Raw genomic sequence first — 26,716 nt, 5'->3', positions numbered from 1 at the left:
CTTCTTTTCAATTATTCTTCCAGAATTTTTCTTTCCTTCAAATATTCCATTACATCGGTCATAGCCAAATCGAAATCAGCCTTAGATAAATCCACCCATAATCCATCAATCTGACGACGGAACCAAGTCAATTGACGTTTTGCAAAATGCCGTGTACCCTTTTTTAACTGCTCAACTGCATCATCTAAGCTGCATTCTCCCCGAAAATAAGGCATGAATTCCTTGTATCCCAGCCCTTGCATGGAAACCAAATCCGATGAGTAGCCCTTTTCTAACAAGTCCTTCACCTCAGCCAACAAACCTTGCTCCATCATCAAATCAACCCTATGATTAATCCGTTGATAAAGCTTCTCTCTCTCCATGGTTAAAATGATAACAGCGGCTTGATATGGGCTTTCTTTCTCCTTTTGCTCAGCATTATGCTGGGAGAATTTTTCACCAGTTAGGAAATGGTATTCCAAAGCTCGGGCAACACGTTTCACATTGTTTGCATGGATAGTCTGGGCATATTCTGGGTCAATCTTTTTTAGTCTTTCAAATAAAACTTCAGCCCCTTCACTCTGGGCTTGTTTGTAACATTCTTCACGAAAAGATGTGTCATTTTCCGTTTCTGTAAAATCAGTATCATTCAGCAAAGCATTCATATAAAAACCTGTACCGCCTACTATGATAGGTACTTTGCCCTTTGCCCAAATTTCATTCATATAGTTTTTTGCTTTTTGCTGAAAAATCATTACGTTATATTCCTCATCGGGATTCAGTTCATCTACCAAATAGTGAGGAATGCCTTGTTTTTCTTCCTCTGTTACCTTGGCAGTTCCAATGTCCATATAGCGGTATATCTGCATGGAATCCCCGGAAATCACCTCTCCGTTGATTCGTTTTGCCAATTCTATGGACATGGCAGTTTTTCCGCAGGCGGTAGGGCCTCCAACCATTACCAAAGGTTTTTTCATTTTATCACCCTTTAATTCTGGATTCGCTTGAATTTTTTCTCCAGTTCATACTTTGTCATTTCAATAATTGTTGGTCGTCCGTGGGGGCAGGTAAAGGGATTTTCCAGTTTTAACAGCCTTCCAATCATAGCCTCTGCTTCCTGAAAACTCAGACGATCGTGGCCTTTTACTGCTGCTTTACAAGCCATTGTTGCCACAGCCAACAACTTCATATCGTATACGGAACGAATTTTTTGCTCCGAAAGACTATCCAAAATTTCTGTAAAAAACCCTGCTCCGCTAGGTTCTTTTAGCAAATAAGGCACAGCCTTCAGGGCATATTGATTTTGCCCAAAGGTTTCAAATTCAAACCCAAACCCTTCTAAAAGGGATTGATTTTCCCTTAAAACTTCAATTTCAGATGGAGTTAAATTCAACATTTGGGGAAGCAAAAGTTTTTGAGAAACCATATTTTCCTCTTTGAAACGGTTCATGAATTCCTCAAACAAAATACGTTCATGGGCAGCATGCTGGTCTATCAAATAAAGACACTCTCCCTGCTCAATCATCCAGTAGGTCTGAAAAATCTGCCCAATCATTTTATATTGCTTAAAAAACGGCTCAACTTTAGGTTCTACAACCCTTTCCCCCACCTGATTATTAAGAATTTGGGGATTGGAAATTTGATTCACAAGGGGCTTCTGTTGGGTTTTAGTTATTTCCACATTTTCTCTTACAATTACAGGGTCAATCAAAAACGCCTCTGCACTTTGTCGCACCTGATTTTGAGTGCCTTGCTGCCTATTCAGCAGTTGGTCAACGCTCTTTCCCATTCCTCCTGAGGCTGCTCTGTCTTGTGTAAAAGAGCTTGGCAAACTTTTATACACAGGTATGTCTTCAATCTTTTGCTGTTCTATCTCTATGTGTTTTTCCGCCGTTTTCACTGCAGGAGCTTTATCCCAGCCAACTTGGGGGATTAAAACCAACTGGTCTAAGGTTTTGGAAACGGCATCATGAAAAAATTCATAAATTTCGTCATCATTTTTGAAACGCACCTCAAGCTTTGCAGGGTGTACATTAACATCTACCTGACTAGGGTTCATTTGAAAATTTAACACAAAAATTGGAAACTTACCAATTAACAAGCGTGTTTTGTAGGCATCCTCTACCGCTGTTGCAACCACCTTGTTTTTAATGAAGCGACCATTAATAAACAAATTCTCATAATTTCGGTTTCCCCTTGAAAGTTCAGGCTTACCAATTAATCCTGAAAGAGCATACTCACCTTTTTTATATTCTAAGGGAACCATACTGTTGGCGGCTTCCTTGCCATATACATAAAAAACCGAAGCCTTAAGATCACCATTTCCTGCTGTATGCAGCATAGTTGTATCGTTATTAATAAAGCGGAAGGATACTTCTGGATGCCCTAAAGCCAATTTATTCATCAGGTCTGAAACAAATCCACTTTCCGTTGCCGGCTTTTTCAAAAATTTTCGCCTGGCAGGAACATTGTAAAATAAATTCTTAACAGTTATGGTGGTTCCTTCTGTACAGGAGGTATCTTGTATATTCTTGATTTCCCCTCCGCTGATTTCAATAGATGTACCCGTCTCTTCATCTCTCGTTTTTGTCAGCATTTCAACCTGGGCAACTCCGGCAATGCTGGCCAAGGCTTCTCCACGAAAACCCAATGTGAAAATATGCTCTAAATCTTCAATTTCACTCATTTTGCTTGTGGCATGGCGCAAAAAAGCCGTTTTCACCTGCTCCTTGGGTATACCGCATCCATTATCCATAATACGAATATAGGAAATCCCGCCTTCTTTTATTTCTACGGTTACAGCGGTAGCTCCGGCATCAATGGCATTTTCCACTAATTCCTTTACAACAGATTTTGGTCCTTCCACAACCTCTCCGGCGGCAATTTTATTGATGGTTTTTGTGTCTAAAATTCTGATTGATTGCAAGGATATCCTCCTTTCTTTTACAGTCCCTTTGCCTTTTTATGTAATTCAAAAAGGGTCTGCAATGCTTCAATGGGTGTCATTGCCATAACATCCAGCTTGGAAATTTCGTCTATCATTTGATTTTCTTTTACAGAAAACATATCTATTTGCTTTGCCAAATCCTCTGCCTGTTCTTGAGCTTCAACTGCAATTTTCTTTGCTTTCTTCGTTATATCCGCAGCATTCAGCTGTTTTAATATCTGCCCACTGCGACGGATTACCTTTGTCGGAAGGCCTGCAAGCCTTGCAACCTGCACACCATAGCTATGGTCTGCCCCGCCCCGCTTTATTTTACGGAGGAAGATAATATCCTCACCCATTTCCTGCACGGCAATGCAATAATTCTTCACACCGGGAAGCTTTCCTTCCAGTTCCGAAAGCTCATGATAATGGGTGGCAAATAGGGTTTTTGCCCCAATTTGCTTCTCATCAGCGATGTATTCCAAAACCGCCCAAGCAATGCTTAATCCATCAAAGGTGCTGGTTCCTCGCCCAATTTCATCTAAAATCAAGAGGCTTTTTGACGTAGCATTATTTAAAATATTTGCAACCTCGGACATTTCTACCATAAAGGTACTTTGCCCTGCACTCAAATCATCGGACGCGCCAACTCTAGTAAAAATACGGTCTACTATTCCAATATGAGCGGCATCCGCAGGAACAAAACTGCCAATTTGCGCCATCAAAACAATTAACGCTGTTTGACGCATATATGTTGACTTACCTGCCATGTTGGGGCCTGTAATAATTGCCAATCTTGTTTCTTCCTGATCTAAATAGATGTCATTGGGAATAAATTGCCCCTTGGTCATCTTTTCTACAACGGGGTGGCGCCCACCAGTAACAGTGATAACATCCCCCTCGTCAACAACAGGCTTTACATAATTCATATTCTGGGCAACTTCAGCAAAGGATTGAAGGGCATCTACCACAGATACCATATAAGCGCAGTATTGTATGCGCTCAACCTCTGCCGCCACCGCATTTCTAATTTCTGTAAATATCTGATATTCCAAGGCAGTAATTTTTTCCTCTGCACCTAAAATCAATTCAGCCAATTCGTTCAGCTCCGGCGTTATGTAACGTTCGCAGTTTGCTAGGGTTTGCTTGCGAATATAATGCTGAGGAACCTCTTTCATGTTTGATCTTGTGACTTCTATATAATAACCAAAAACCTTATTGAATCGAATTTTTAGGTTTTTAATGCCTGTTTTTTCTTTCTCCTCTTCTTCCATTTGGTGAATCCAAGTGGTTCCTTTTTCCTTCGCTTGGGCAAAAGTATCCAACTCACTGTGGAAACCCGGCTTAATCATACCACCCTCTCTTACAGAAAAAGGAGGGTCTTCCACAATCGCTTGGGCGATTAAGGTATGTATATTTTCCAGAGGGTCAAGTTTCTCACAAATCTCCGCCAAATAAGGACTTTTACACCTTGCTAATATATTTTTTAATAGGGGCAGATTTTCAATGGAATTCTTTAATGCCGCCAAATCTCTGGCGTTTGCATTTTGAAAAATCACGCGGCTCATAATGCGCTCAAAATCATACATGGAGTGTAAAATGTCCTTGATTTCTTCCCTTAGAAATAAGTCTCCAAAAAGCTCTTCCACGCCATCCAACCTCTTATGAATTTCTCCTGCGGATAGCAAGGGCTGTTCAATCCATTTACGAAGCAATCTTGCCCCCATGGCAGTCTGGGTTTTGTCCAGAACCCATAATAAAGAACCCTTTCTGTTTTTTTCCCGCATAGTTTCTGTTAGTTCTAAATTTCGTCGACTGGAAACATCCAAAAGCATAAAATCCCCAGTGGTATAATATTTTACCGTTGAAATATGGTTCAATTCGTTCTTCTGGGTCTCTAAGAGATACCAAAGCAAGCCCCCTGCTGCCGCAACGGCTGAAGGTTTCTTACTCAAACCGTATCCATCCAAGGTTTTTACTTGAAAATGCTTCAAAATGGTGTCTTTCGCCGTAGCAAAATCAAACATCCGATTGTCAATATCATTTAAAAAATAATAAAACCGATCCTTGATTTCATTGCACAAAGGGTTATTTAAAAAGGACTCATTGCAAATAACCTCCGCAGGGGCAAAACGTGCAATTTCATCCAAAATTTTGTTCGCCGCTTGTATGCTTGTAAACTCCGTGGTTTGAAATTCTCCTGTGCTCACATCGCAGGCGGCAATGCCATAACCTGCACCACTGCTATACACTGCAAGAATATAGTTGTTTTTCCGTTCATCCAAAACAGCATTATCTAAAACAGTTCCCGGGGTAATTACCCGTACAACATCTCGTTTTACAATGCCTTTTGCCAATTTCGGGTCTTCAACTTGTTCACAAATGGCAACCTTGTACCCCTTCTCCACCAATCTGGCTATATATCCATCGGCAGAATGGAACGGAACACCACACATAGGTGCCCGTTCTTCCTGCCCCCAGTCCTTCCCCGTAAGGGTAATTTCCAATTCCTTCGAGGCGATCACCGCATCTTCGAAAAACATTTCATAAAAATCACCTAAGCGAAAAAATAGCAGGCAATGCTTATAATTTTCTTTAATCTCAAAGTATTGCTGCATCATAGGCGTGATTTTTGCCATGATCGTTCCTCCTTTTTCATTCAAAATATATATATAATTATTGTATCTGGTGACTTTCTTTGCAAAATATATCACCAAATAGCAACTTTCAATTTTCTAAGTTAGTTGCAGTTCCAGCCTATTTATTTCCGAAATGATACCTTTTACCATCAAAGCGATTTAGGTTCTTAGCAATCATGTATGCTATCCTGTTATTTCAACTATGTAAAAGCCCGAACCCCGCAAGGGAGCTCGGGCATCTATCCAACGCTTTATCCGTTTGAGTGCTTAGTGGCAGCCGCCGCCGCAAGAAGCGCAAGAGCTAGGGCTGCATCCGCTCTGTGCAGGATCTTCGCCTGTCAAAGTAGAAGTTACAATTGTAAATATAGAATTCATAAAGTTATTAAAGTTCATTTCTGCGGCAAATAATTCAGATGCAATTTTATTGTTTCTGATTTCTTCGCCTCTTTTTGCCATATCTTCGGAGAAAGCCTTTTGCTCTTCTGCGGAAATACCACCAGCCTGCATTTTCGCCTCAAATTCCTGATGCAGCTTTGTATATTCCTCTACTGCTGTTGCGATTTCAGGGCTTTCCTCATACGCCTTTTTTGCTGCTAGCAAAGTTTCAACTTGGGGAGTCTTCTTTAATTCTTCGCCCAAGTTTCTCGCCAATTCATAAACAGATGTCATTTTAGTCACCATTAACCCTTTCTGCAATAAAATAGAATGTTTTATTTTCAATGATCCGAACGGGAACAATTTGCCCGATTAAATCTTTACTGCCTTCAAAATGAACCAGAGCATAATTGTCTGCTCTGCCCGTTAATACATCTTTATTGGACTTACTGGGTTCTTCCACCAGCACATGAACGATTTTCCCCACCATTTTTTCATTTAATTCATGAATCATAGGGTTTAAAACGTTTAACATACGGTCAAAGCGATCCTTAATTAAGTCCTCATCCACCTGATTGTCCATAGTTGCCGCAGGGGTTCCTGTGCGCTTGGAGTAAATGAAGGTATACGCCGTGGTATAACCTACTTTGCGAATAACATCCAATGTTTCTTGGAAATCTTCTTCTGTTTCCCCAGGAAATCCTACGATAATATCAGTGCTTAAAGTAATATCAGGCATTGCCTCTTTTATCTTTCCCACTGTTTCTAAATAGGATTCCTTGGTATAGTTACGGTTCATTCGGCGCAAAATTTCACTACTGCCCGCCTGTACAGGCAAATGCAAGCTTTTACAAACCTTCGGACAATCTTTCATAGCTTCAATCAACTCATCAGATAAATCCTTAGGATGAGAGGTCATAAAACGAATTCTCTCTATTCCCTCCACATCATTTACCATACGCAAAAGTTTTGCAAAGCTAACAGGTTCACTCAAATTCTTTCCGTATGAGTTTACATTTTGGCCCAAAAGCATAATTTCTTTTACGCCATCTGCGGCAAGCTTTTTCACCTCAGCTATAATATCCTCTGCCTCACGGCTTCTCTCTCTTCCCCGCACATAAGGCACGATGCAATAGGTACAAAAATTATTGCAACCAAACATAATATTGACAGCTGCTTTGTATGGGAAATGTCTAATGCTAGGCAAATCCTCTACTATCTCCTCTTGCTCTTGCCAAATATCATAAATGGTATCGCCGCTTTCCATGCGGGTATTCATCAATTCAGGCAATTTATAAAGATTGTATGTTCCAAAAACAATATCAACATGACGATACTTTTGTCTTAATGTCTTAATCACACTATCTTGCTGCATCATGCAACCGCATAACGCAATAACAGTGTCAGGCTTGTCCTTTTTATAATGTTTCAGCCAGCCTAATTTACCATATACCTTTTGCTCCGCATTTTCACGTACACAGCATGTATTGTAGATAATAAAATCTGCATCTGTTTCTTCGTCTGTTCGCTCATAACCCATTTTATCAAGCATGCCTTCTAGCTTTTCCGAGTCATGGGCATTCATCTGACATCCCATAGCCAGACTAAAAAATTTCTTCTTTTTTCCTGTTTCCGTTTCAAAGGCATCGTTGATCTTTCGAATGCCCTGCATATAATCCAGCTGTCGTAACAGTTCTGTTTCATCAACAGCTATATCTTTTCTTGTATCCTTCATAGCTCTTCCCTTTCAATGCTATTTTTGGCAAAACCGCTATATTTTAGTATAACATAGAAGTTTCCTAGGCTCAACGAATTTTTTCTTAAACATACAATTCCTTAAACTTAACCACATGAAGAATTTAATGACAAAAAAACATACTCGACTTCCTTCCCTTCCAAGACTATTCAACCACTAAAATACAGCAGGCAGTCTACAAATCATCGCCCCTTAAGCCAAACTTTTTTTATTGGGGAATCCCAACTACCTTTAACTGATTTCCATTCTCTTTTATTATTTCCAAAAGGTCTTGGATTAGCAAATAAACCGTTGCAGTATTATCATTAGGATGAACACCAATTATCTTCATTTCCAAAAAATCCTGATCAAAGAACACCCTTACTTGTTTTTCCGTATCATTCAAAACGCCTAGGGGGGTTACTGCACCCTTTTTCAATCCCAAGTACTTCATCAAACGTTCTTCCGATGCAAAAGAAAGCTTAGACAAACCAAATGCCTGTCCAAATTCCTTTAGATTTACCTTTTTATCAGAACGCACTACAATCAAATAGTGATTTTCTCCTTTACCATCTCGCAGAAAAAGATTTTTTGCTACATCAAGTTCTTTATCAAAACCCATACGAACCATATCTTCAATGGTAAAGGCGGCTTCATGTTCTACCCATTCATAAACAAATCCTTTTTCATCCAGCATCTTCTTTATTTCCTTTTTATCATACACGGCATTTACCCCTTTCTTTTTAAATCCTGCTAAGTCATTCCTTATTATAGCATAAAAATTCCCTAAGAAAAATTTGTAAGATAAAAAAACAATGAAAAAAGAGCCATAAAGGCTCTTTTAAAAGGGGAGGGTATGTATTACTATGTTATTTGCTTTATCCTTGCTTCTTTTAAGGATGATTCTATGATAAAATAGCTTTATGAATTGGGTATGTAGGGAATATGAACATTTTGTAAACATTTTAAAACACTAGGAATACACAGCTTTTCTGGGTATTTTATTCACACAAAAATAGATTTTCTATGCTTTCCAGTGTTTCTTTGTAGAATTAAATTAGATGTTGCAAAAACTAAAAAGTATAAAATTAAAAAACTATTTAAATCCACTACAAATTTAAAATTGTAATAAAAAATATCAAAGAGGTGAAATAATGGCAACCATAAAAGAGGATGCATATAAAATTATTCAAAGCTCAATCAAACGCGTTCTGCCCGATTCTGCAGTCAAACGTGCTTTGGCAGGGCAAACCTTTCAAGGTGAAGTCATTGTAATTGCAATTGGGAAAGCTGCATGGAATATGGCAAATGCCGCCGCCGAAATTCTCGGAGAACGTATAAAAGAAGGCATCGTCCTTACCAAATATGAACACAGTCAGGGAGACATTAAGGGTTTCTGTATTTTAGAAGCCGCTCATCCCCTACCTGATGAAAACACCATAGTAGGAACAGCAAAAATTATTGAAGCTGTTTCAAATCTTTCTCCGATGGATACTGTCATATTTCTAGTTTCCGGTGGCGGCTCCGCTTTATTCGAGAAGCCCGCAGGTAATTTAAAATTAGACGACTTTTTGCAGATTACAGACCAATTGCTAAAATGCGGTGCGGATATTGTAGAGATAAACACCATTCGCAAGCATCTTTCTGCTGTAAAAGGCGGAAAATTTGCCACACTGTGTGCTCCAGCTAATGTTTACACCATCGCCCTTAGTGATATTCTGGGAGATAGACCCGATTCCATTGCTTCCGGCCCCACATGTGCTGATTTTTCAACCTCCGCTGAAGCGTTTGCCATCGTGGAAAAATATGGCCTTAAACTGACTGATGAAATGAAAAAAGAGCTTTGTATTGAAACCCCCAAAGAAGTTGTGAATAATACAATGCTGATTACAGGAAGTGTAAAAGAGCTTTGCCTAGCAGCGGCTGAGGAGGCTAAGCACCTAGGCTATAACCCCCTCATCCTTTCCACCTTCGTAGATTGTGAAGCAAAAGAAGCGGGTCGCCTATTGGCTTCCATGGGTAAAACAATTCAAAAAGATGGGTTTCCATTAAAACCGCCATGTGTCATTATTTGCGGAGGGGAAACCATTGTGCGCATTACCGGAAAAGGCAAAGGCGGAAGAAATCAAGAACTTGCACTATCCGCCGCCGCATCCATTGTTGGAATGGAAAATATTGCAGTCTGTGCAGTTGGTTCAGATGGTACCGACGGCCCTACCGATGCCGCTGGAGGTCTAGTGGATGGTCACACAAAAGAAATTTTAGACCAGAAAGGTATTTCCATCGATGCAATTCTGGCAGAAAATGATTCTAATAAGGCCTTGGCTCTTGCTGACGCATTAGTCATGACAGGTCCTACAGGAACAAATGTAAACGACTTATATTTCCTTTTATGCAAATAACATTCTTCTTATATAAAAAATAGGCTCATATGAGCCTATTTTTTATATTGATTTTCTTAGATTATCGTTTCGGATTTCTATTTCTGTAACAGCAGTTCACTTTCCCCTGTTAGGGGAATTAAGTCACCGCAATTCAGAAGAGATACATCGAACTTTCGGTTCAAGGCCGCGAAGTGCTGAATACCAAAGCCAATTTTATTTAAATAAGAGAATACCCCAATGGCACCTGTTGAAAAGGTTTCCGCTTCTTTACCATAAATTGACCGCAAATCAGGCAAGTCACTATAAATTTCCTCTACAGTTTTCCCGAAAGCTTTGAACAATTCAGGAATTTTGCCTGCCTTGATTTCTTCACCAATTTTACGACCTGTCATAGCGGCGGCCATAGCCGATCTGCACAACCCTACAGATGTGATAAACCCTTCCCCAAGAGCCAGTGCCTTAAACACCTGATCTTCACTGGCAAAACCACCGGTAATTGTAATTGCAGGCAAATTTAAACCTTCTTTTTTCAACCTTCTACAAATCTCTACCACCTTTTTTTCTAGAACAATGGTGGGATAAGACCACTCATTCATCATCTTAGAAGGGCTGTATCCCGAGCCACCCCCGGCACCATCCAACGTAACCATATCCACCTCATTTGCACAAGCCATTCTAAGCACCCGTTCCAAATCTACCTGATCATAACCGGCCATCTTAAAATAGATATTTTCTGCACCTATTTTTCTCAAATTGTTGATATGTACTTTTATATTCTCCTCTGTCCATGCAGGAAATCTTCCGCAACTATAAAAACTTGGACAGACACCCTTTTCATAAGCTTCTTTTATTTTGGGGTCTAAAGGATTCGGATGCACCAAACACCCACTTGCTTGTTTCTCCAATGCCATTTCATAATTCTTTAATCGCTTCAATGGCTGAACGCCCTTTGCCCCTTGTCCAAACTTAATTTCAATAGCCTTGTAGCCATATTTTTTAATAGCAATTTCAGGCACACCCATAAGGTTATCATCAGCATTGCATTGTAAAATTAATTGCCCCAATCCACGACAAAACGGTGTATAGCAATCCATAATTTCTTGTAAAAGAGGAAACTCTTTAACCTTGCCATCCTCAATAACCAAGGCAGAATCATTGTTTCTGGCGTCCTCACCAATGACACAGCTCACACCTGCCATTGCCGCACCGGCAAAATAATCTTTCCAATTTAGCTTTATCAATGCAGGCAAAATAATTGGAAGATTCATATTTATTTTATTCTTTGTGCCATATGTGGTTTTCAAATTCACATCAAAAACAGTTAATTCTGCCTCAGATTTATCTGTTCCCTCTGCGCCAAAAACTCGGCCATTAATATTAAAATGGGAATAGTCTATGGGATAATCTTTTTCACTGGCAATTTGATTATTGCCTGTGGTAATGGGATATACCGTTCTGGCACCTAATACTGCCGCCAATGCAATTTCACAAGTTCCATTACAATCCTCAGTGCAAAAGGAACACATTCCCGATTGAGGTGATACAAATCTACTGGAATTTCTTCCTGCCGTGAAGCCAGAGGATAGTGTTGGAGAATAAGACATAATAAACACCCTTTCTTGAAATATATCAGTAAACTGTAATACTTGCATTTAGTAAAATATTACCATTTTCTTGTTGAATTGTAAAGGAAAATAAGGAAACTATTCACAAATAAAATATTTCAATCCACAGTATTCATGTATGAAATGTATAATTTCTTTCAAAATCCCCACTTAATTTATATACTATCCAATTGAATATCCCCTATAAACCCGACTATATTGACTAACAAAAATTATTTCTTTTAATATTTATTGCATACTATTTTTTCATATTCTGTTTTCACTAAAAAACAGCAATACATTATAAAGTCTAACTTTTTCATTCAAAAAAAAGTAAGGCTTACTTCATCTCTTGAATTCAGTAAACCTTACTTTTTTAGTATTTACCTTTTGAGTTCCCCTCATTTCTCTAAAAAAAACTAAAACCATGAAAGTTGAACCGGTTGTCCATAACTTTTATACCCCTTAATAATCTCATCCATTTTATATAAAATTCCGTGTCGTTGGCACGTTTCAACAAAAATCTTCCACAATTCTTTTCCTTTAGGAGATTTGCATTCGTAAGAATTCCCATAGGTTATCATATATTTTTCTTTTAGTGAGGGAAACAATTCATCCAATTTATCATAATACCATTCCCGCTGATTCTGCCTTAAGGTTACACCAAATGCAGGATAAATAAACTTTGCACCATTTTCATGTGCCTGCTCCACAATAGCTCTAATATTATTTTCATTGTCTTCTATAAAGGGTAGTATGGGCATGCACAAAATTCCTGCAAAAATCCCTGCCTGAGACAGTGTCTTGATGGTGGCAAAACGTTGTGAAGAAAGGGCTACATTGGGCTCTATTTTTTTGCACATGGCATCATCAGCCGTAGTGATTGTTAGTTTTATCAAAACAGGAGAGTGGGTAGATATTTCTTGGAGCAAATCAATGTCTCGCTCCACCAAATTGCTTTTTGTTGCAATGGCAACTCCATAACCATACCGATTGATCTGCACCAATGCCCCCCTGGTAAGCTGATATTCCTTTTCAAAGGGGTTATAGGGATCACTCATTGCTCCCGTGCCAACAACACCCCTCTTTCTTTTACATCTCAACTCTCGCTCCAAAATAGAAAGGGCATTTTCCTTGGCTCGAACTTTATCAAAGATTTCCACGCCATAGCAATCACTTCTGCTATCACAATAAATGCAACCATGGCTACAACCTTTATAAAGGTTCATGTTATAGTTCGTCCCAAACCATAAGTTATTTTCACTGTATCCGGAAAGGATTGTTTTTGCAGGTATCCAATCCATCACAAACCCTTCTTTTCCAAATATTTTTTAAATTTGCTGCCCGAAAACATTTCATTTGTAACAAATTCTCCATCATCAAAAAAGCCATAGGTTGTAAATGGCGTGGGGGCATTTTGTGCCTGCTTTGCACTTTCAAATTTTATCAGCCTTACCGTTTGTCCCTTTTCCTTGGCTACCTCAGCCATAAGGGGAACATATTTTTCTGTATGAGGACATTGATTTGTATAATAAAATACCATGCCTTTTTCCGCTATACTTGCACTTTTACAGCAGTCTTTAAACTTTGGTTTAAGTGCCTCGTTTTCAAAAGGATAATACAAAAGCTGAAAAAATGGTTCTGCGCTATCGCAAACTTGAAACCCTTTATATTTTAAATACTTTGCATCAGATAAAAAAGGCATCTTTTTTTCAGAAGAAAGGATAACAAGCCCCTTTCTTCCCTGCCTCTTAGCATCATCAATACACGCTTGCAGTAGATCATTTGCATAGCCATGTCCTTTCAACTGTCCAGAAACCCAAAAACAATTGATATACAGATACCCATCCGCATCAATGGGGCACCATGCATTTTCTGCGGGAATATATTCTATAAATGCCTTCCCCCTTACATTCACTTTTATGAAGGTAAGCCCATGTTCAAACTGGCTTTTCATCCAGTTTTTCTTAGAGGATGTACAAGGGTCTCCCTTTTTGTCTGAAATGGCACAACAAATATGTTCCTTTTCGATGTTGCCACTGTCAACAGAAATTAGTTCCACGCACTCAGCTCCTTTTTAATTTAATGATATATACACATGTATTTCTGCTTGTGTCAAATTGTCTCCACCTTGATATTCTTCAAAATCGCAGCTATATTTTCTATCCAATTCCATATTCCAAAGCTCCATCCAAAACGCCTGTACTGCTTCTTTCACGTCACCATGAATTACAAACTTGGCATATTTGCCTTTGGGAATGGTTTCTGCTGATACATCCACAGGAAGTTTTGCATCTGCCTCAACCTCACAGCAAACCACTACATCATAGGCTCCGTTTACATCCTTTTCATAATTTGTGTAAACACCCAAGGTTTTATCATTTATTTTTCCTGGTATGGAAGCGTAGACTCCCTCTTCAAAAAACTTTTGCCAAGCCAATCCGATTTGTGAACTCATATCTTCATTATTATTACTTGTTCTAATCCGAATGCCGGCAATCTTCTTTTCACTTAACTCAACCACTTCATATTTCATATGCAGTACCTCTTTTCTATTTAATAAAAGAAGTATACCTCACAAAAACTGACATCATTATGTCATATTAAATATATTTCTTTAAGCTATTTTCTAAAATTTTACGAATGCTATCCCGAAGATTCTTAGGTTCCAGTACCTGGGCAGAGGCTCCAAAAGACAAAATATATCCATACACCCAATCATTTTCAGGCAATGTCTTTGTTACCGTGAAACTGCCATCATCGTTCTTCACAATTTCTGAGTGTTCAAATTCATCGTAAACACGAAATGCCATAAAAGGGTCAATTTGCAAGACCATGGTAATAGGTTCCTTTATCTCTGCAACAAAAAATCGATTTTCCTCTTCTAAGCATCTCTCAAAACTCTCATCAGTAACATTGAGCTTATTGATTCGTGTTACCCGAAACATACGATAAGCGTTTCTAACCATGCAAAATCCATAAACATACCAAGCTTGTCCTTTAAAAATTAATTGCAGTGGTTCCATAATTCTTTCGGAATACTCACCATTGGTACTATAATAATCAAATTGAATTCTTTTTTTATAAATAATGGCACTTTTAAGCTTCATAAATTTTTCTTTTTCATCTTCTCCACTGCCCCAATGGGAAAAATCTACATCAATCCATTTGGACTCATTGCGTTGAAACAAAACGCCAAGTTTTTTTAGAACCGGCTCTACTCCTGGTACATTTAATGCATTCATACCTTGCAGGGAAGAAATAATCTCCAGTTGGTCCTTATCGGTAACCATTGATTTTTTCATCACATAACTGTCCAATAAGCGGATACCCCCACCCTTGCCCTTACTGGTGTAAATAGGTATTCCTGCGGCACTCAGTGTTTCCAAGTCTCTATAAATGGTTCTCTGTGATACTTCAAAATAATTCGACAGTTCCTTGGCTGTCACGTTTTTTTTCTCAAAAAGCACATAAACCATTTCAAGTAATCGATCAATTTTCATATTTTATCACCGATATTATTTTAACACAATTAAATATGCTCTGCATGCAATATCTTATTATTCTAATCTTATTTCTTTTCAAATAAAAAAGAAAAGCATTCAGCAATTTTACTCACGGAATGCTTTGCTCTAATTTTTCACCTCATTTAGGTGGCTCTACTTTACATATTTCTCAACAATATATTTCATATTGCCAAAATGATAGATGTCAACAGTGCATTCTTTCATTTTGTCCCCCTCATAAAAATATCCTGAAAACTTAGATTGATTGTACCCATAGGTCTCATCTATGATTTCGAAATCCATGTGGGGAAATTCATGAATAAAAGCATCAAGCCTGTACTTTTCACCGGAAAACTGTCCGCTATTTCCCACTGAATCAAACAAATAGACTGTACAGAAATCTAAATCCGAACCTTCAATACTGATTATACCTTTTCCCTCAACTGCTAAATAGTCATTATTTCTGGGTTCATAAAAGCCTTCACTAAAATATAAGATGATTTTCTTCTCTTCCAACGTGATTTTACTCACTCTGGCATCATGAAGACTATATGGTAAATCTAAAATATTTTTACGGATAACTTCTTTCATGGCTTCCTCCAAAACTATTAATGAACTTCAGACTATTGATGTAATGATACCATTGCTCTTCTATTCTAACAACCCCATGCAAGGAAGGCTATAAAAATATTAACCTCTCAAAAGAGGCATTGCACCTGTCAATTTATTTATCTTCTTCTTTTCACCATAAATTCCAATTCCTAAATAAGTATGCTCTTGGGTGGAAAGGGATGCCAATTTACGCACATAGTCATTATAAATCTGAGAGGTCTGCGCCGCATCTGTAAAATCAACAACCACTAGATCACTAAATTCTGGTGCATATAACCTTTCTCTTAAATCTCTTAGCCCAACCTTGCTTTCTTTTAACATTGTAATGGGAACTGTAACAATACCTAAATGTGTTCCATTCAAGGCATCCGTGGCATTCTCCCCCACCAAATTGGGTACTTGTTCCCCCAAAGTGACACCTAAAATTGCAGATGTATTTGCTACAATCCCTATTGGCAATTCGAAATCTATAATCATTACGCATTTCATGTCAACAGCATTCATTCTTCACCTCGTTCTTTCTCCCCATTGAAAACTTATTTTCTGAGATAAATAACCCCGCTAATGTAAGCCCAACGCCAACAACACCCATCCCTGTTATTTTTTCATGTAAAATCAGAATGGAGGTGATAATCGTTACCACAGGAACCAAATAAATGTATACACTGGTTTTCACCGCTCCCAGAATTTTTACTGCCCAATTCCACGTAGCAAAGCATGCCGCAGAAGCACCTAATCCTAAAAATACCATATTGAAAAGGTTTATAGGTTTTAAAAGTATAGTAACATTGGGTTCAAATTGGAAAATAAACAAAGCGGGTATCATAAATAACAATCCATAAAAGAAAATTCTCCTGGTTGCCTGCACCGTATTATATTGAAATCCACTGATCTTTTTTGTCAAAATGGAATAAAGAGCCCATACAAATGCGGCTAAAACTGCCAACAGATCCCCCATAGGGTTTAGTTTCAAAACACTGGCTCCTTGATAGCTCATTAGGAAAATGCCAACCAATGCAATCAAAAATCCAACGAAAAATTGGGGCTTCAATTTCTCTTCTTTCAAAAAGAAATGGGCACATAATGCAGTAAAAAACGGAGCCACGGAAATAATCACACCCACATTAGATGCAAAGGTGTAGGTCAGAGCGATATTCTCCAACAAAAAATATAGGGTAATTCCGCATAGTCCTGCCCCAGCAAAATATAATTCCTGCTTTCGATTTTGGATCTTTAATCTGCGAGGATGCACAAGGATTAATGCAATCCACCCAATCATGAATCGGATAAACAATATTTCTATGGGGGTCATGGTTTTTAATAAAATCTTCGTAGAAATGAACGTGGTTCCCCAAATAATAATAGTGACAATTGCCAGTATATGCCCTGTAATTTCATTTTTTCTATCCATAATAGTCCTTTCTTGCACTCATCAAAACTGATTTTTAAAAATGCTCTGATATTGTTTTGGTGACAACCCAATAAACCTCTTGAAGAAATTTGAAAAATGACTTTGATCACTAAAACCTGTTCGCAAAGCAACATCAATGGGCAACATGCCCTGCTCCAAAAACTTCTTCGCCTTGTCAATTCGTATTGTTTCTAAGTACCTATAAGGGGAAATTCCCATTTGTTTTGTAAAAGTACGCAATAAATAATATTTGCTCAATCCTGTTAAATCACTCAATTGATCCAGAGTAATACTATCCCTATAGTTATTTTCTAAATAATCACAAACAGTCCTAACCTCCGTACTTTGTTCCGATTTTTTGGAAGGAGTCTCTGCAGCATGTTCTTCAATCAACTGTTCTATAAGCAAGAAAAATAATTCCTCCTTTCTAAAATCCTTTTCTTCCTCCATAATCAATGAATGAAGCTCTTTAATCTGTGATGCAAGCTCACTGCAATAAACCACTGTTGTTGCAAAATAAGGTAACTCTTCTTTTCCTGTTATCTCAAAAACCGCCTTTGCCATAACCTGTGGTTGTATATTGATACTGCGATAATCCAACGTTTTACCATCTACTTGTTCACAGGTATGGTTATCCCCCGGATTAAATAGAACCAACTCGCCCGGAACAACAGTATATTCATTATTTTTGCAGGAAAGGTACCGATTTCCCTCTTCAATAAATCCAAATACATAATATTCATGAAAATGGTTGGGGAATTTTTGCATAATTCCTTGAAAATGATAGGCCTCTACCCTCAGCTCAGCATCAAATTTTACTGTTCTGATTTCCTTTGTCATATGTACATCCTCTCCTAGTTCTTGCGGCTTGCTTACACTATATCATAAACCCATTAAGCATTCTTGAACAATATTGCTCTTTCAGATTTCTGTTCTATTAGAAATATGAAATCTTGCGTGGAACTCCCTTTCTGTCAATGAAAACAAGGCCTCAAGCGTAATTTCAGCTAACAGAAAATCCATTGCCTGAGTAAGCTACGCAATTCAACACTTCTTTAACAAAACCTTCTTCTCCAGTAACTGTTATTTCAACAATAGGATCATCCAAAAATTCTTGAACCATTTTTGCTGTTTCTGCCGTTGTGGCTTACCTATTTTTACAACTGTTCATCCATTGGGACGTACAGAATTTCGTAGCTTAGGGTCAATATCAAAATAACTCAAATAAGCATGGCAAACTCAATTCTCCAGGAAAGAAACATTTTTATCTCTCCATTCTTTCACTCTTTTGTCCAAATTCTCGACTTTGTAAATTAAATGACCTACTCTCATAATATTTCACCTATTCTTTCTTGTTAGATCATGTCCTAAATTCACTATTTTCCATAGATCGTTTCAGCGCCACATGTAAGCGATGACTAACTGGTGTGCAAAAAACTTTCCTCCCTCTTCAAAAATGAACCTTCCAACTCCTATTTTCCGAAAAGGAATCTCTTTCTCTTTTGCTCCATTCTTTTAAAGTTAAACTAGCACTCTCCAGTTCATGGAACGAAAAGATTCTTATCTTTATTTCTCATTCACGAGAAAAATTCGTAACTCCAAAAAAATTACTTTTTTTCTATTTATTTTTCCAGAATTGCTATCTCCTTGAGAATTTAAACTTTCTTAATCTTCTTGCAAGCAACTTCATTACAGTAAAGATAGCTCTCCATCCTGCCACACCCCATATTGCTCTCCTTGTTTTTCAAAAGGGGTATTTCCTTTAAAAACATCTGTCATCTTTTTCTCAAAAGTGGTAGTCTCTTCAACTTTAACAAATACTACGAAAACAACCTTTTCAGAATACTGGGTGTCAAAAAGAATATGTCCTTCTTGGAGAATTTCGTATTGCACTTTTCCCGAATCCGTATACTCCGTTGTAATTTCATATTTTGAATACAAAATTAATTGGACTATCCCTGCGGTCAGCAACCCTACTTTCGCAGCCTTTCCATAAGCACGAACCAATCCACCTGTGCCCAGAAGCGTTCCTCCAAAATATCTGGTAACTACAACTGCTGCATTTTTAATATCCTCTGCCTTAAGCACATTTAAAACAGGCATGCCTGCCGTTCCCTGAGGCTCACCATCATCACTGAATCGCTGAATCTCATTACGTTCCCCAAGCTGAAATGCAAAAACGTTGTGGGTGGCATTCCAATATTTCTTTTTCATTTCTTCTACGAACAGCCTTGCTTCTTCTTCTGATTTTACAGGGCGTACCGTGGCAATAAAGCGTGATTTTTTTTCGATTATTTCAGCTTCTGCTTCTGTTAAAATTGTTTTATATTCATACAACATGTCTTTCACCAACCAATTCGTTTTTAATACCTACAGCAATTTAATGAAATTAAATTATTATTTTCGTATTCAACTTAATCATTAGAAAATGATTTTTTCTATCGATCAATTGCAATATTATATCACACAAATTACCAACCACAAAAGTATTTCCTACTTTTTAATTAAGAATGAAACTCTTTTTTTTGCGCAAAATAACGTTGAGGTGATAAAAATGGCTCAAGAATACACAAACCTTGATGATTTGTTAAACCGCAATCCAAAAGCAAAGGATTTTTTTGATTCTCTGCCGGAAGACCGCCAATTTAACGTTCGTCAGTACGAAAACAACATCCACTATGACTTAGACCTTCGGCGCTATGCCGAGCATCTTTTGAGAGGAGGTTATTAAAATGTTTGGAAAAGAATACAGAGACTTAGCCGACTTACTTTTAAACAACGCAAGAGCACAGAACTTTTACAAAGGGTTACCCGATGAAATTCAACAGACCATTTCACACAGTAGTTCTGAAATCACAACCATGAAATCCTTGCGTCACTTTGCAAAAACTGCACAGAAAACAGGACGTTAATCTCCACTGATTATAGTACAAAAGCGATACTTTTAACTTTAGTATCGCTTTTGTATCATTGCTCCTTTTTGTTCGTAAAATGTACTTATCCTTTTACCTCATCTTAAATTGAATCTCTAAATTTATCTCACTGAAAATTATTTTTTAATAACGCAACAGCCCTTGCCGGAATTTTTTGCTACATATAGGCACTGATCACTTTCACGATAGAGACGATTAAAATCAACCTCTTCTTTGTCATTAATGGCACAGCCAATACTAAAGCTTACACTGATGCCTTTTTCCCACCCTATGGCAGAAGAACGTAAAGAGTCCAATAAATTTTCCAAGCCTCTTCTGCATTCATTCATTTCAATAAGATTAATGGAGTAAACAATGAACTCATCACCGCCCATACGCAAAACGATATCTTCCTCTGAAAAATAGCCTTTGATTAGATGACTGATTTCTTTGATAACAGAATCACCATACATATGTCCAAAATGATCATTTATTTTTTTGAAATCATCTATATCCAAAATTATAAAAGAGCCCTTTATTTGGTTGTAAATTAATTGCTTTATTTTAAGAAGCCCGACTTCTCTGTTATATACCCCTGTCATAAGATCTATTTCCGACTTGCTTTTGTATTTTACAAAGCTTTCCACATTTTCTATTCGCTCATTTAAAGTCAAGAAATTAATCCCCAATGCCAAGCAGTAGAAAGCAACCAAATGCATCATATCAGAAAGAAACAGTGATTTTGGCTTGGCATAATAGCATAAAATAGCATAGATCATTGCTGAACATGTGATATAAAAAAAAATTCTCCATGGTTTGTCTATCATAAACAATGTTAACACACATAAAAATACCATGATTGTGATAGAAGGAACCTGACTATCCAAAAATGTACCCATTAATATTCCCATGAACATAACCGGGGATAATGCACAATAGAAAATGAGTGTGATGTACTTCTTTTTTTTATGAAGATAAAACTTGGCTATTAAATATAAAATTACACAAAAACCTAATAGTACAAATATCTGATTATTAAATGTAAAATATTCGGATAAAGGTAAGCCCACTAATAAAATTCCGCAAGTAATAATAATACCTACGGTTGTTAATCCGAGAAAATTGTTATAATTTCTATTACATATTTCTTCTTTATATAAATCAACCTTCTCAGCAAGCAAGCTCTCTTTCCAATGGCCTAACCCTCTCAAGAATTTAGATAAATGATCCATTTATATTCCTTCTCCAATTTCATTATTATGACTTCCAATTAGCAGTCTACCTCTCTTTATTTGCTCCGCTATAACATACAAAAATGAATTGTTTCTTTGGCCAATGCATAAAGTTTCATTTTCTTTTACTAATTTATAATATTATAACAGAACTAAATAGCAAACACAATCTTCGACAGAAACTCTTGCAATAATTTGTAATTTTCTTAGTGCAAAATATAGCTGTCTGAGCATCAGATTATAAAATAAAAAAGCCCCCATGCAATAGGCGAGCTTTGCTCCCTACCCTGCAATGCGGACTTTTTTCATTAGATTTCATTTACAGAAATATTTCTTCATTTTTTTAATCTTGATACTCAAATTATTTTGTATTCACCATTTTCCACATCAATCGTTAAAGTGGTTCCTGGAGCAACCTCGTCAGCAATAATTTTCTTTGCCAACAGTGTTTCAATATTTCTTTGAACCATTCTCTTAAGGGGTCTTGCACCAAATGCAGGATCATAACCTTCATCCACGATAAATTCTTTTGCTCTTGTCGTCAATTTACATTGGAGCTGTTTATCAACCAGTCGTTTATTCAAGTCAGCTATAATTAAGTCGACAATATGAGTGATGTTATCTTTTGTTAATGGTTTATAAAATACAATTTCATCCAAACGGTTTAAAAATTCCGGTCTGAAAGAACGACGCAGCAATTCTTCCACCGCCAAACGAGCGTCCTCTTTTATTTCTCCCGTATCCTCCATTCCTTCTAATAAATAGGAAGAACCTAAGTTGGAGGTAAGAATGATTACTGTATTTTTAAAATCCACTGTTCTTCCTTGGGAATCTGTAATACGTCCATCATCCAAAACCTGAAGTAAAATATTGAATACATCAGGATGGGCCTTTTCAATCTCATCAAAAAGAATCACAGAATAAGGCTTTCTGCGAACAGCCTCGGTAAGCTGACCACCCTCCTCATAACCAACATAACCCGGAGGGGCACCAATCAAACGAGATACGCTGAATTTTTCCATATACTCAGACATATCTATACGAACCAGATTTTTTTCATCATCAAACAAGCATTCTGCCAAAGTTTTTGCCAACTCTGTTTTTCCAACGCCCGTTGGGCCAAGGAATAAGAATGAGCCAATGGGCCTATTTGGACTTTGAATTCCTGCACGGCTTCTTAAAATGGCTTCCGAAACCTTCATTACCGCCTCATCTTGACCAACCACTCTCTCGTGCAAAATCTCCTCCAAATGAAGAAGCTTTTCTCTTTCGCCTTCCATAAGTCTTGCTCCGGGAATCCCCGTCCAACGTTCAATAATACGTGCAATCTCTTCCTCAGTTACTTTATCCCGAAGGAGTGTATTCTTTCCGCTGTTTTCCTCGGCAAGATGTTCTTTTTCCTCAAGCTCCTTTTGTAATTGGGGCAGTCTTCCATATTTTAACTCGGCGGCTCGGTTCAAATCATATTTTCTCTCTGCCGCCTCAATTTCAGCGTTTACATCTTCTATTTCCTCTCTAAGCTTTTGCACAACGCCAATGGAGTCCTTTTCATTTTCCCATTTTGCTTTCAAAGCGGCAAACTTATCCCGCATTTCTGCCAGTTCCTTTTGGGTTTCAGTCAATCGTTCCTTAGAAAGCTTATCATTTTCTTTCTTAAGCGCCGCCTCTTCTATTTCATGTTGTATAATTTTTCTTTGAATAATGTCTAGCTCCGTTGGCATAGAATCCATTTCCGTACGAATCATAGCACAAGCTTCATCCACCAAATCAATTGCCTTGTCAGGAAGAAAACGGTCACTGATATATCTGTTGGACAATGTTACTGCTGCAATAATTGCTTGATCCTGAATTTTAACACCATGATAAACCTCATAACGTTCTTTCAGCCCACGCAAGATGGAAATGGTATCTTCCACCGTTGGTTCGTTGACCAAAACTGGTTGAAATCTTCTCTCCAATGCAGCGTCCTTTTCGATGTACTGCCTATATTCATTCAGGGTGGTTGCACCGATACAATGCAGTTCACCTCTGGCTAGCATTGGTTTCAGCAAGTTGCCGGCATCCATGGCACCGTCTGTCTTTCCTGCCCCAACAATGGTATGCAGCTCATCAATAAAGAGAATAATTTTACCTTCACTTTTACGGACTTCATTTAAAACCGCTTTCAATCGTTCTTCAAATTCCCCACGGAATTTTGCCCCTGCAATCAAAGCCCCCATATCTAATGAGAAAATGGTTTTATCCCTTAGGCTATTGGGCACATCCTCTTTGACAATACGCTGTGCTAAGCCTTCGGCAATCGCCGTTTTTCCCACACCGGGTTCACCGATTAAAACAGGGTTGTTTTTCGTCTTACGTGATAAAATTCGTATTACATTTCTGATTTCATCATCACGACCAATAACGGGATCCAGCTTTTTGCTTCTCGCCCTCTCCACCAAATCTGTACCATATTTTTTCAAAGCATCATACGTGGCCTCCGGAGAATCGCTGGTCACACGGGTGTTTCCCCGTACAGAAACCAATATCTTCATAAATGCATCTTTGCTCACGTTGTATTGCTTGAAAACTGGCTTTAGCACTTCATTTGGTGCATTCAACATTGCTAAAAAAATATGTTCTACAGAAACATATTCATCTGTCATATTTTCAGCAAGCTTTTCGGAGGCAACTAAAGTTTTTTCTAATCCCCCGCTGGCATAGGTCTGTCCCCCTGACACACGAGGAAGTTTTTTTATTTCAGCTTCTACTGCCTGAAGCAAGCCATTCACATTTACATCCATCTTCTGTAATAACTGAGGAATCAAACCATCTTCCTGGGTTAATAGCATTGCCAACAAATGCTGCTGGTCAATTTGTGGATTTCCATATTCCACAGCAACAGACTGGGCATTTTGAATGGCTTCCAAAGACTTTTGGGTAAATTTTTGCAAGTTCATAACCATTCCACCTTCCTATTACATACATTAAATGTATCTTCAATATGGGTATATTATACATTGTTAGCACTCACTTGTAAAGAGTGCTAACAATTCTTTTTTATACAAAAAATTTGGCTTCTCAAGCTTATAATCATCATTTTTGCCGAAATAGTCAATAAAAAACCTACTTTAAAAAATAAAGGGTTCTAGTATCTAGGTATTCAAATAGCAATTTCATTTACAGATAAAAAGTTGCACCATTATTCTAATAAAATATCACCCCATATCTTTTCTTCGTAGAATACGGCCTAAGGCTTATCAATAAAGTCGATTTCTAGCCATGCTAAAAACATCAAAAGTGTTTCTTACATTCTTGTGCAATCTGACAAAAGATCTACTAGCTGGATAGCTACGTTTTTATAAGGAATTGTGTAATATTTCCTTTGATGAAATAGTTGGATTTCATCTTTACTATGTTCCAAATTCAATCAGTCATTTTTGAAAAAAACATATTTTCTCGATAATTTGTGAAAACATCTACACCCCCATGATGATAAGAGGACTCAAAAAAATTTTTCGTAAATTTTCTTCTATTCAGAAAAATATCACTTACTTTAGAATAAATATACCTTAAAGCATACATTCTATGTCATAGCCCCTCTAAAAATCTAAGTATCATTATTAAAATTTGATTTTCTATTATAATATCTAAAATATCTCCATGTTTTATGTTAATTAGCATGTTAAATAACTGACGATTTTGAATACAAAAAAGACAGTGTATTTTAAGATAAACTCATAATTATTTTCTTTTAAAATTGAGGGGAACAGACTGATTTCTCTCCTGTTTTATTGTTGATTTTTGAAAGATTTTGTCGGAGCAATAATGATCAATGGTCACAAACATAAGGGAATGATTTACTTGAAATTTGCTTGTTTTGTTCCTTGTGCGTTATTTATTCATATGCTATAATAGAAAAGTCAAAGCAAAGAAACTTGAAGTCGGGGTCATTTGATAATGCTGAGGAAAAACATAGCAGTGATTGGGAAAAAAAGTTCTTTTTCCTGGTTTCCCCCGTCTTTTTTCTTCGCCGTTGTGGTATACTTATGTAAATCTCAAAAAGGACGTGATGCCAATGCACAAGGCAATTGGTTCCAAAAAAGATTTTGGCAACTTAAGTGAGGATGAATTATTAGCAGAGTATAATGAATGCGTACAGGATCTCCTTGATCATGAAATGGTTAGAAAAATGGACTCCTTCGTACAGCATTGCAATACAAGCAGATTGCAGCATAGCATTAATGTATCCTATTACAGCTTTTTGGTTTGCTATCGCATGGGCTGGGACTATCGTTCCGCAGCCAGAGCTGGTCTTCTTCATGATCTGTTCTTCTACGATTGGAGAACAAAGAAGGGGCTTCGCACCCATCATGCATCTTGGCATCCCAGAGTTGCTCTGGATAATGCAAGAAAAATTACAGAGCTGAATAAAGTCGAAAAGGATGCTATCTCTAAGCATATGTGGCCATGCACCCTCGTTCCTCCCAGATATATTGAATCCTACGTCATTACCTTTGTAGATAAGGTTTGTGCTGTTTGCGAGGTTGCAGAGCGCAAATATAAAGGAATCCGAGTGGGAAAGGTTGCTGTTTCTTAAAGGAACAAAACAAATTGTATCAATTCTAAATCAGTAAAGTTAATGGCGATAAACCAAGTGTCTTTTGGTTATCGCCATTGTTTTTTTCTTTAGTTGCTATTTTTTAGGTTTGATCTTTTATATCTAATATAAGCTTGATTTTTTTCATCTGCAATGTTTTTACAATTTTCCACTTACAATTGTTTTAATGACCACATATATCAATTATCAATCTTTAGAGCCAATCATTTTTTATCACCAAATATATTACTCTTCGCAGTACCTAAAAACATCTATACTTTTTATCTTTCGCATTCAATATAATTTGTATTTGTTTCTATATTATTTTTCCCTTTAGAGAACTATATGTCTTTCCAGAAATACCACAAAGAAAGCACTTTTAAAACACATTTAAGTTTTATTTGAATCCTTAAGTATTTAGTTGTGTAAGGGTACTTTTACATAACAAAAAGGCACAGGTGCAAACCTATGCCTTCCATGGAAGTCTAGCTTCCTAACTTTGTCCAACGGTATAAAGCGTTGTTTTTTGCATAACCAAAAAATAATTTATATTATCAATGCCTAAGCATCTTCAATACAGAATCAAATCGATTAAGCACGTTTTACGTTAGCAGCCTGAGGGCCTTTTGCACCCTGAACAACTTCAAATTCAACTTCCTGACCTTCTTCAAGTGTCTTGTAACCTTCAGACTGAATAGCAGAGAAGTGTACAAACACGTCGTCTTCACCGGGAACGGAAATAAAACCGAAACCTTTTTCTGCGTTGAACCATTTAACTGTACCCTTTTTCATTGAATAAATCCTCCTACATAGATAGATAAA

General features: G+C 37.5%; 23 protein-coding genes. 4 read left to right on the top strand and 19 right to left on the bottom strand.

Going from position 1 to position 26,716, the window contains the following annotated elements:
- Positions 1 to 11 precede the first annotated feature (11 nt).
- The 6 genes from miaA to CPRO_RS06170 form a co-directional block, all read right to left on the bottom strand.
- Entirely contained in the window at positions 12 to 956 is a 945-nt protein-coding gene (gene miaA / locus CPRO_RS06195) for a tRNA (adenosine(37)-N6)-dimethylallyltransferase MiaA (RefSeq protein WP_066049173.1), read from the bottom strand.
- An 11-nt stretch (positions 957 to 967) separates the two neighbouring features.
- On the bottom strand, positions 968 to 2,905 hold the full coding sequence (gene mutL / locus CPRO_RS06190; protein WP_066049171.1) for a DNA mismatch repair endonuclease MutL: 1,938 nt from the start codon (positions 2,903 to 2,905) through the stop codon (positions 968 to 970).
- A 17-nt stretch (positions 2,906 to 2,922) separates the two neighbouring features.
- A complete protein-coding gene (gene mutS / locus CPRO_RS06185) occupies positions 2,923 to 5,544 on the bottom strand; it encodes a DNA mismatch repair protein MutS (protein WP_066049169.1) in 2,622 nt (873 codons plus the stop codon).
- A 267-nt stretch (positions 5,545 to 5,811) separates the two neighbouring features.
- Positions 5,812 to 6,213, bottom strand: coding sequence for a YlbF/YmcA family competence regulator (locus CPRO_RS06180; protein WP_066049166.1), 402 nt, complete (start codon positions 6,211 to 6,213; stop codon positions 5,812 to 5,814).
- 1 nt (position 6,214) lies between these two features.
- Complete coding sequence (gene miaB, locus CPRO_RS06175; RefSeq protein ID WP_066049164.1) at positions 6,215 to 7,654, bottom strand: tRNA (N6-isopentenyl adenosine(37)-C2)-methylthiotransferase MiaB; 1,440 nt, start codon at positions 7,652 to 7,654, stop codon at positions 6,215 to 6,217.
- Positions 7,655 to 7,883: 229 nt separating this feature from the next.
- A complete protein-coding gene (locus CPRO_RS06170) occupies positions 7,884 to 8,378 on the bottom strand; it encodes a prolyl-tRNA synthetase associated domain-containing protein (RefSeq protein ID WP_236782396.1) in 495 nt (164 codons plus the stop codon).
- Between the two features lie 430 nt (positions 8,379 to 8,808).
- Between CPRO_RS06170 and CPRO_RS06165 the strand changes: the two genes are divergently transcribed.
- Positions 8,809 to 10,056 (top strand): glycerate kinase type-2 family protein, encoded by a 1,248-nt coding sequence (locus CPRO_RS06165; RefSeq protein WP_066049161.1) that lies wholly within the window; start codon positions 8,809 to 8,811, stop codon positions 10,054 to 10,056.
- A gap of 77 nt (positions 10,057 to 10,133) precedes the next feature.
- On the opposite strand, the gene CPRO_RS06160 is transcribed toward CPRO_RS06165, so the two are convergent.
- The 10 genes from CPRO_RS06160 to CPRO_RS06115 form a co-directional block, all read right to left on the bottom strand.
- Positions 10,134 to 11,642 (bottom strand): glutamate synthase-related protein, encoded by a 1,509-nt coding sequence (locus CPRO_RS06160; protein WP_066049158.1) that lies wholly within the window; start codon positions 11,640 to 11,642, stop codon positions 10,134 to 10,136.
- Between the two features lie 419 nt (positions 11,643 to 12,061).
- The gene (locus CPRO_RS06155; protein ID WP_066049156.1) at positions 12,062 to 12,946 is read right to left on the bottom strand and encodes an SPL family radical SAM protein; all 885 of its coding nucleotides are present in this window, start codon (positions 12,944 to 12,946) and stop codon (positions 12,062 to 12,064) included.
- Complete coding sequence (locus CPRO_RS06150) at positions 12,946 to 13,704, bottom strand: N-acetyltransferase (protein ID WP_066049154.1); 759 nt, start codon at positions 13,702 to 13,704, stop codon at positions 12,946 to 12,948. Before CPRO_RS06150 ends, CPRO_RS06155 begins: the two co-directional genes overlap by 1 nt.
- 15 nt (positions 13,705 to 13,719) lie before the next feature.
- The gene (locus CPRO_RS06145) at positions 13,720 to 14,178 is read right to left on the bottom strand and encodes a GyrI-like domain-containing protein (RefSeq protein WP_066049151.1); all 459 of its coding nucleotides are present in this window, start codon (positions 14,176 to 14,178) and stop codon (positions 13,720 to 13,722) included.
- 67 nt (positions 14,179 to 14,245) lie between these two features.
- Positions 14,246 to 15,145, bottom strand: coding sequence for a helix-turn-helix transcriptional regulator (locus CPRO_RS06140; RefSeq protein WP_066049147.1), 900 nt, complete (start codon positions 15,143 to 15,145; stop codon positions 14,246 to 14,248).
- A 156-nt stretch (positions 15,146 to 15,301) separates the two neighbouring features.
- Complete coding sequence (locus CPRO_RS06135) at positions 15,302 to 15,739, bottom strand: hypothetical protein (protein ID WP_066049144.1); 438 nt, start codon at positions 15,737 to 15,739, stop codon at positions 15,302 to 15,304.
- 99 nt (positions 15,740 to 15,838) lie between these two features.
- Positions 15,839 to 16,264 carry a DUF2000 domain-containing protein gene (locus tag CPRO_RS06130; RefSeq protein WP_066049141.1) on the bottom strand — a complete coding sequence of 142 codons (426 nt, stop codon included), beginning with the start codon at positions 16,262 to 16,264 and terminating at the stop codon, positions 15,839 to 15,841.
- Entirely contained in the window at positions 16,251 to 17,171 is a 921-nt protein-coding gene (locus CPRO_RS06125; protein WP_066049138.1) for a DMT family transporter, read from the bottom strand. The genes CPRO_RS06130 and CPRO_RS06125 overlap by 14 nt, the downstream gene beginning before the upstream one ends.
- A gap of 21 nt (positions 17,172 to 17,192) precedes the next feature.
- Entirely contained in the window at positions 17,193 to 18,011 is an 819-nt protein-coding gene (locus CPRO_RS06120) for an AraC family ligand binding domain-containing protein (protein WP_066049135.1), read from the bottom strand.
- 849 nt (positions 18,012 to 18,860) lie between these two features.
- Complete coding sequence (locus CPRO_RS06115) at positions 18,861 to 19,511, bottom strand: YigZ family protein (protein ID WP_066049132.1); 651 nt, start codon at positions 19,509 to 19,511, stop codon at positions 18,861 to 18,863.
- Between the two features lie 214 nt (positions 19,512 to 19,725).
- Here CPRO_RS06115 and CPRO_RS15255 point away from each other — a divergent pair, with 214 nt between their 5' ends.
- Together CPRO_RS15255 and CPRO_RS06110 are read left to right on the top strand one after the other, a co-directional pair.
- Positions 19,726 to 19,902 carry a hypothetical protein gene (locus CPRO_RS15255; RefSeq protein ID WP_157881639.1) on the top strand — a complete coding sequence of 59 codons (177 nt, stop codon included), beginning with the start codon at positions 19,726 to 19,728 and terminating at the stop codon, positions 19,900 to 19,902.
- Between the two features lies 1 nt (position 19,903).
- On the top strand, positions 19,904 to 20,083 hold the full coding sequence (locus CPRO_RS06110) for a hypothetical protein (protein WP_066049129.1): 180 nt from the start codon (positions 19,904 to 19,906) through the stop codon (positions 20,081 to 20,083).
- A gap of 137 nt (positions 20,084 to 20,220) precedes the next feature.
- Here CPRO_RS06110 and CPRO_RS06105 read toward each other — a convergent pair whose 3' ends face one another.
- Positions 20,221 to 21,315 (bottom strand): GGDEF domain-containing protein, encoded by a 1,095-nt coding sequence (locus CPRO_RS06105; RefSeq protein ID WP_066049126.1) that lies wholly within the window; start codon positions 21,313 to 21,315, stop codon positions 20,221 to 20,223.
- Positions 21,316 to 21,671: 356 nt separating this feature from the next.
- Positions 21,672 to 24,254, bottom strand: coding sequence for an ATP-dependent chaperone ClpB (gene clpB, locus CPRO_RS06100; RefSeq protein WP_066049123.1), 2,583 nt, complete (start codon positions 24,252 to 24,254; stop codon positions 21,672 to 21,674).
- 1,118 nt (positions 24,255 to 25,372) lie between these two features.
- Between clpB and CPRO_RS06095 the strand changes: the two genes are divergently transcribed.
- A complete protein-coding gene (locus CPRO_RS06095) occupies positions 25,373 to 25,894 on the top strand; it encodes an HD domain-containing protein (protein ID WP_200777668.1) in 522 nt (173 codons plus the stop codon).
- 591 nt (positions 25,895 to 26,485) lie between these two features.
- Here the strand turns inward: CPRO_RS06095 and CPRO_RS06090 are convergent.
- Complete coding sequence (locus tag CPRO_RS06090) at positions 26,486 to 26,686, bottom strand: cold-shock protein (RefSeq protein ID WP_066049121.1); 201 nt, start codon at positions 26,684 to 26,686, stop codon at positions 26,486 to 26,488.
- Positions 26,687 to 26,716: the final 30 nt, after the last annotated feature.

This window comes from Anaerotignum propionicum DSM 1682 (assembly GCF_001561955.1).
Lineage (GTDB): Bacteria > Bacillota > Clostridia > Lachnospirales > Anaerotignaceae > Chakrabartyella > Chakrabartyella propionicum.
This window is presented reverse-complemented; position numbering and strand designations above follow the sequence as displayed.

Bases quoted from the DNA above. Each gene is read 5' to 3' on its own strand.
- clpB (WP_066049123.1), bottom strand. From the start codon at position 24,254: ATGAACTTGCAAAAATTTACCCAAAAGTCTTTGGAAGCCATTCAAAAT.
- miaA (WP_066049173.1), bottom strand. From the start codon at position 956: ATGAAAAAACCTTTGGTAATGGTTGGAGGCCCTACCGCCTGCGGAAAA.
- CPRO_RS06120 (WP_066049135.1), bottom strand. From the start codon at position 18,011: ATGACAAAGGAAATCAGAACAGTAAAATTTGATGCTGAGCTGAGGGTA.
- CPRO_RS06135 (WP_066049144.1), bottom strand. From the start codon at position 15,739: ATGAAAGAAGTTATCCGTAAAAATATTTTAGATTTACCATATAGTCTT.
- CPRO_RS06115 (WP_066049132.1), bottom strand. From the start codon at position 19,511: ATGTTGTATGAATATAAAACAATTTTAACAGAAGCAGAAGCTGAAATA.
- CPRO_RS06155 (WP_066049156.1), bottom strand. From the start codon at position 12,946: ATGGATTGGATACCTGCAAAAACAATCCTTTCCGGATACAGTGAAAAT.
- CPRO_RS06110 (WP_066049129.1), top strand. From the start codon at position 19,904: ATGTTTGGAAAAGAATACAGAGACTTAGCCGACTTACTTTTAAACAAC.
- miaB (WP_066049164.1), bottom strand. From the start codon at position 7,654: ATGAAGGATACAAGAAAAGATATAGCTGTTGATGAAACAGAACTGTTA.
- CPRO_RS06145 (WP_066049151.1), bottom strand. From the start codon at position 14,178: ATGAAATATGAAGTGGTTGAGTTAAGTGAAAAGAAGATTGCCGGCATT.
- CPRO_RS06090 (WP_066049121.1), bottom strand. From the start codon at position 26,686: ATGAAAAAGGGTACAGTTAAATGGTTCAACGCAGAAAAAGGTTTCGGT.
- mutS (WP_066049169.1), bottom strand. From the start codon at position 5,544: ATGGCAAAAATCACGCCTATGATGCAGCAATACTTTGAGATTAAAGAA.
- CPRO_RS06130 (WP_066049141.1), bottom strand. From the start codon at position 16,264: ATGAATGCTGTTGACATGAAATGCGTAATGATTATAGATTTCGAATTG.
- CPRO_RS06165 (WP_066049161.1), top strand. From the start codon at position 8,809: ATGGCAACCATAAAAGAGGATGCATATAAAATTATTCAAAGCTCAATC.
- CPRO_RS06105 (WP_066049126.1), bottom strand. From the start codon at position 21,315: ATGGATCATTTATCTAAATTCTTGAGAGGGTTAGGCCATTGGAAAGAG.
- CPRO_RS06140 (WP_066049147.1), bottom strand. From the start codon at position 15,145: ATGAAAATTGATCGATTACTTGAAATGGTTTATGTGCTTTTTGAGAAA.
- CPRO_RS06125 (WP_066049138.1), bottom strand. From the start codon at position 17,171: ATGGATAGAAAAAATGAAATTACAGGGCATATACTGGCAATTGTCACT.
- CPRO_RS06160 (WP_066049158.1), bottom strand. From the start codon at position 11,642: ATGTCTTATTCTCCAACACTATCCTCTGGCTTCACGGCAGGAAGAAAT.
- CPRO_RS06095 (WP_200777668.1), top strand. From the start codon at position 25,373: ATGCACAAGGCAATTGGTTCCAAAAAAGATTTTGGCAACTTAAGTGAG.
- CPRO_RS06180 (WP_066049166.1), bottom strand. From the start codon at position 6,213: ATGACATCTGTTTATGAATTGGCGAGAAACTTGGGCGAAGAATTAAAG.
- CPRO_RS15255 (WP_157881639.1), top strand. From the start codon at position 19,726: ATGGCTCAAGAATACACAAACCTTGATGATTTGTTAAACCGCAATCCA.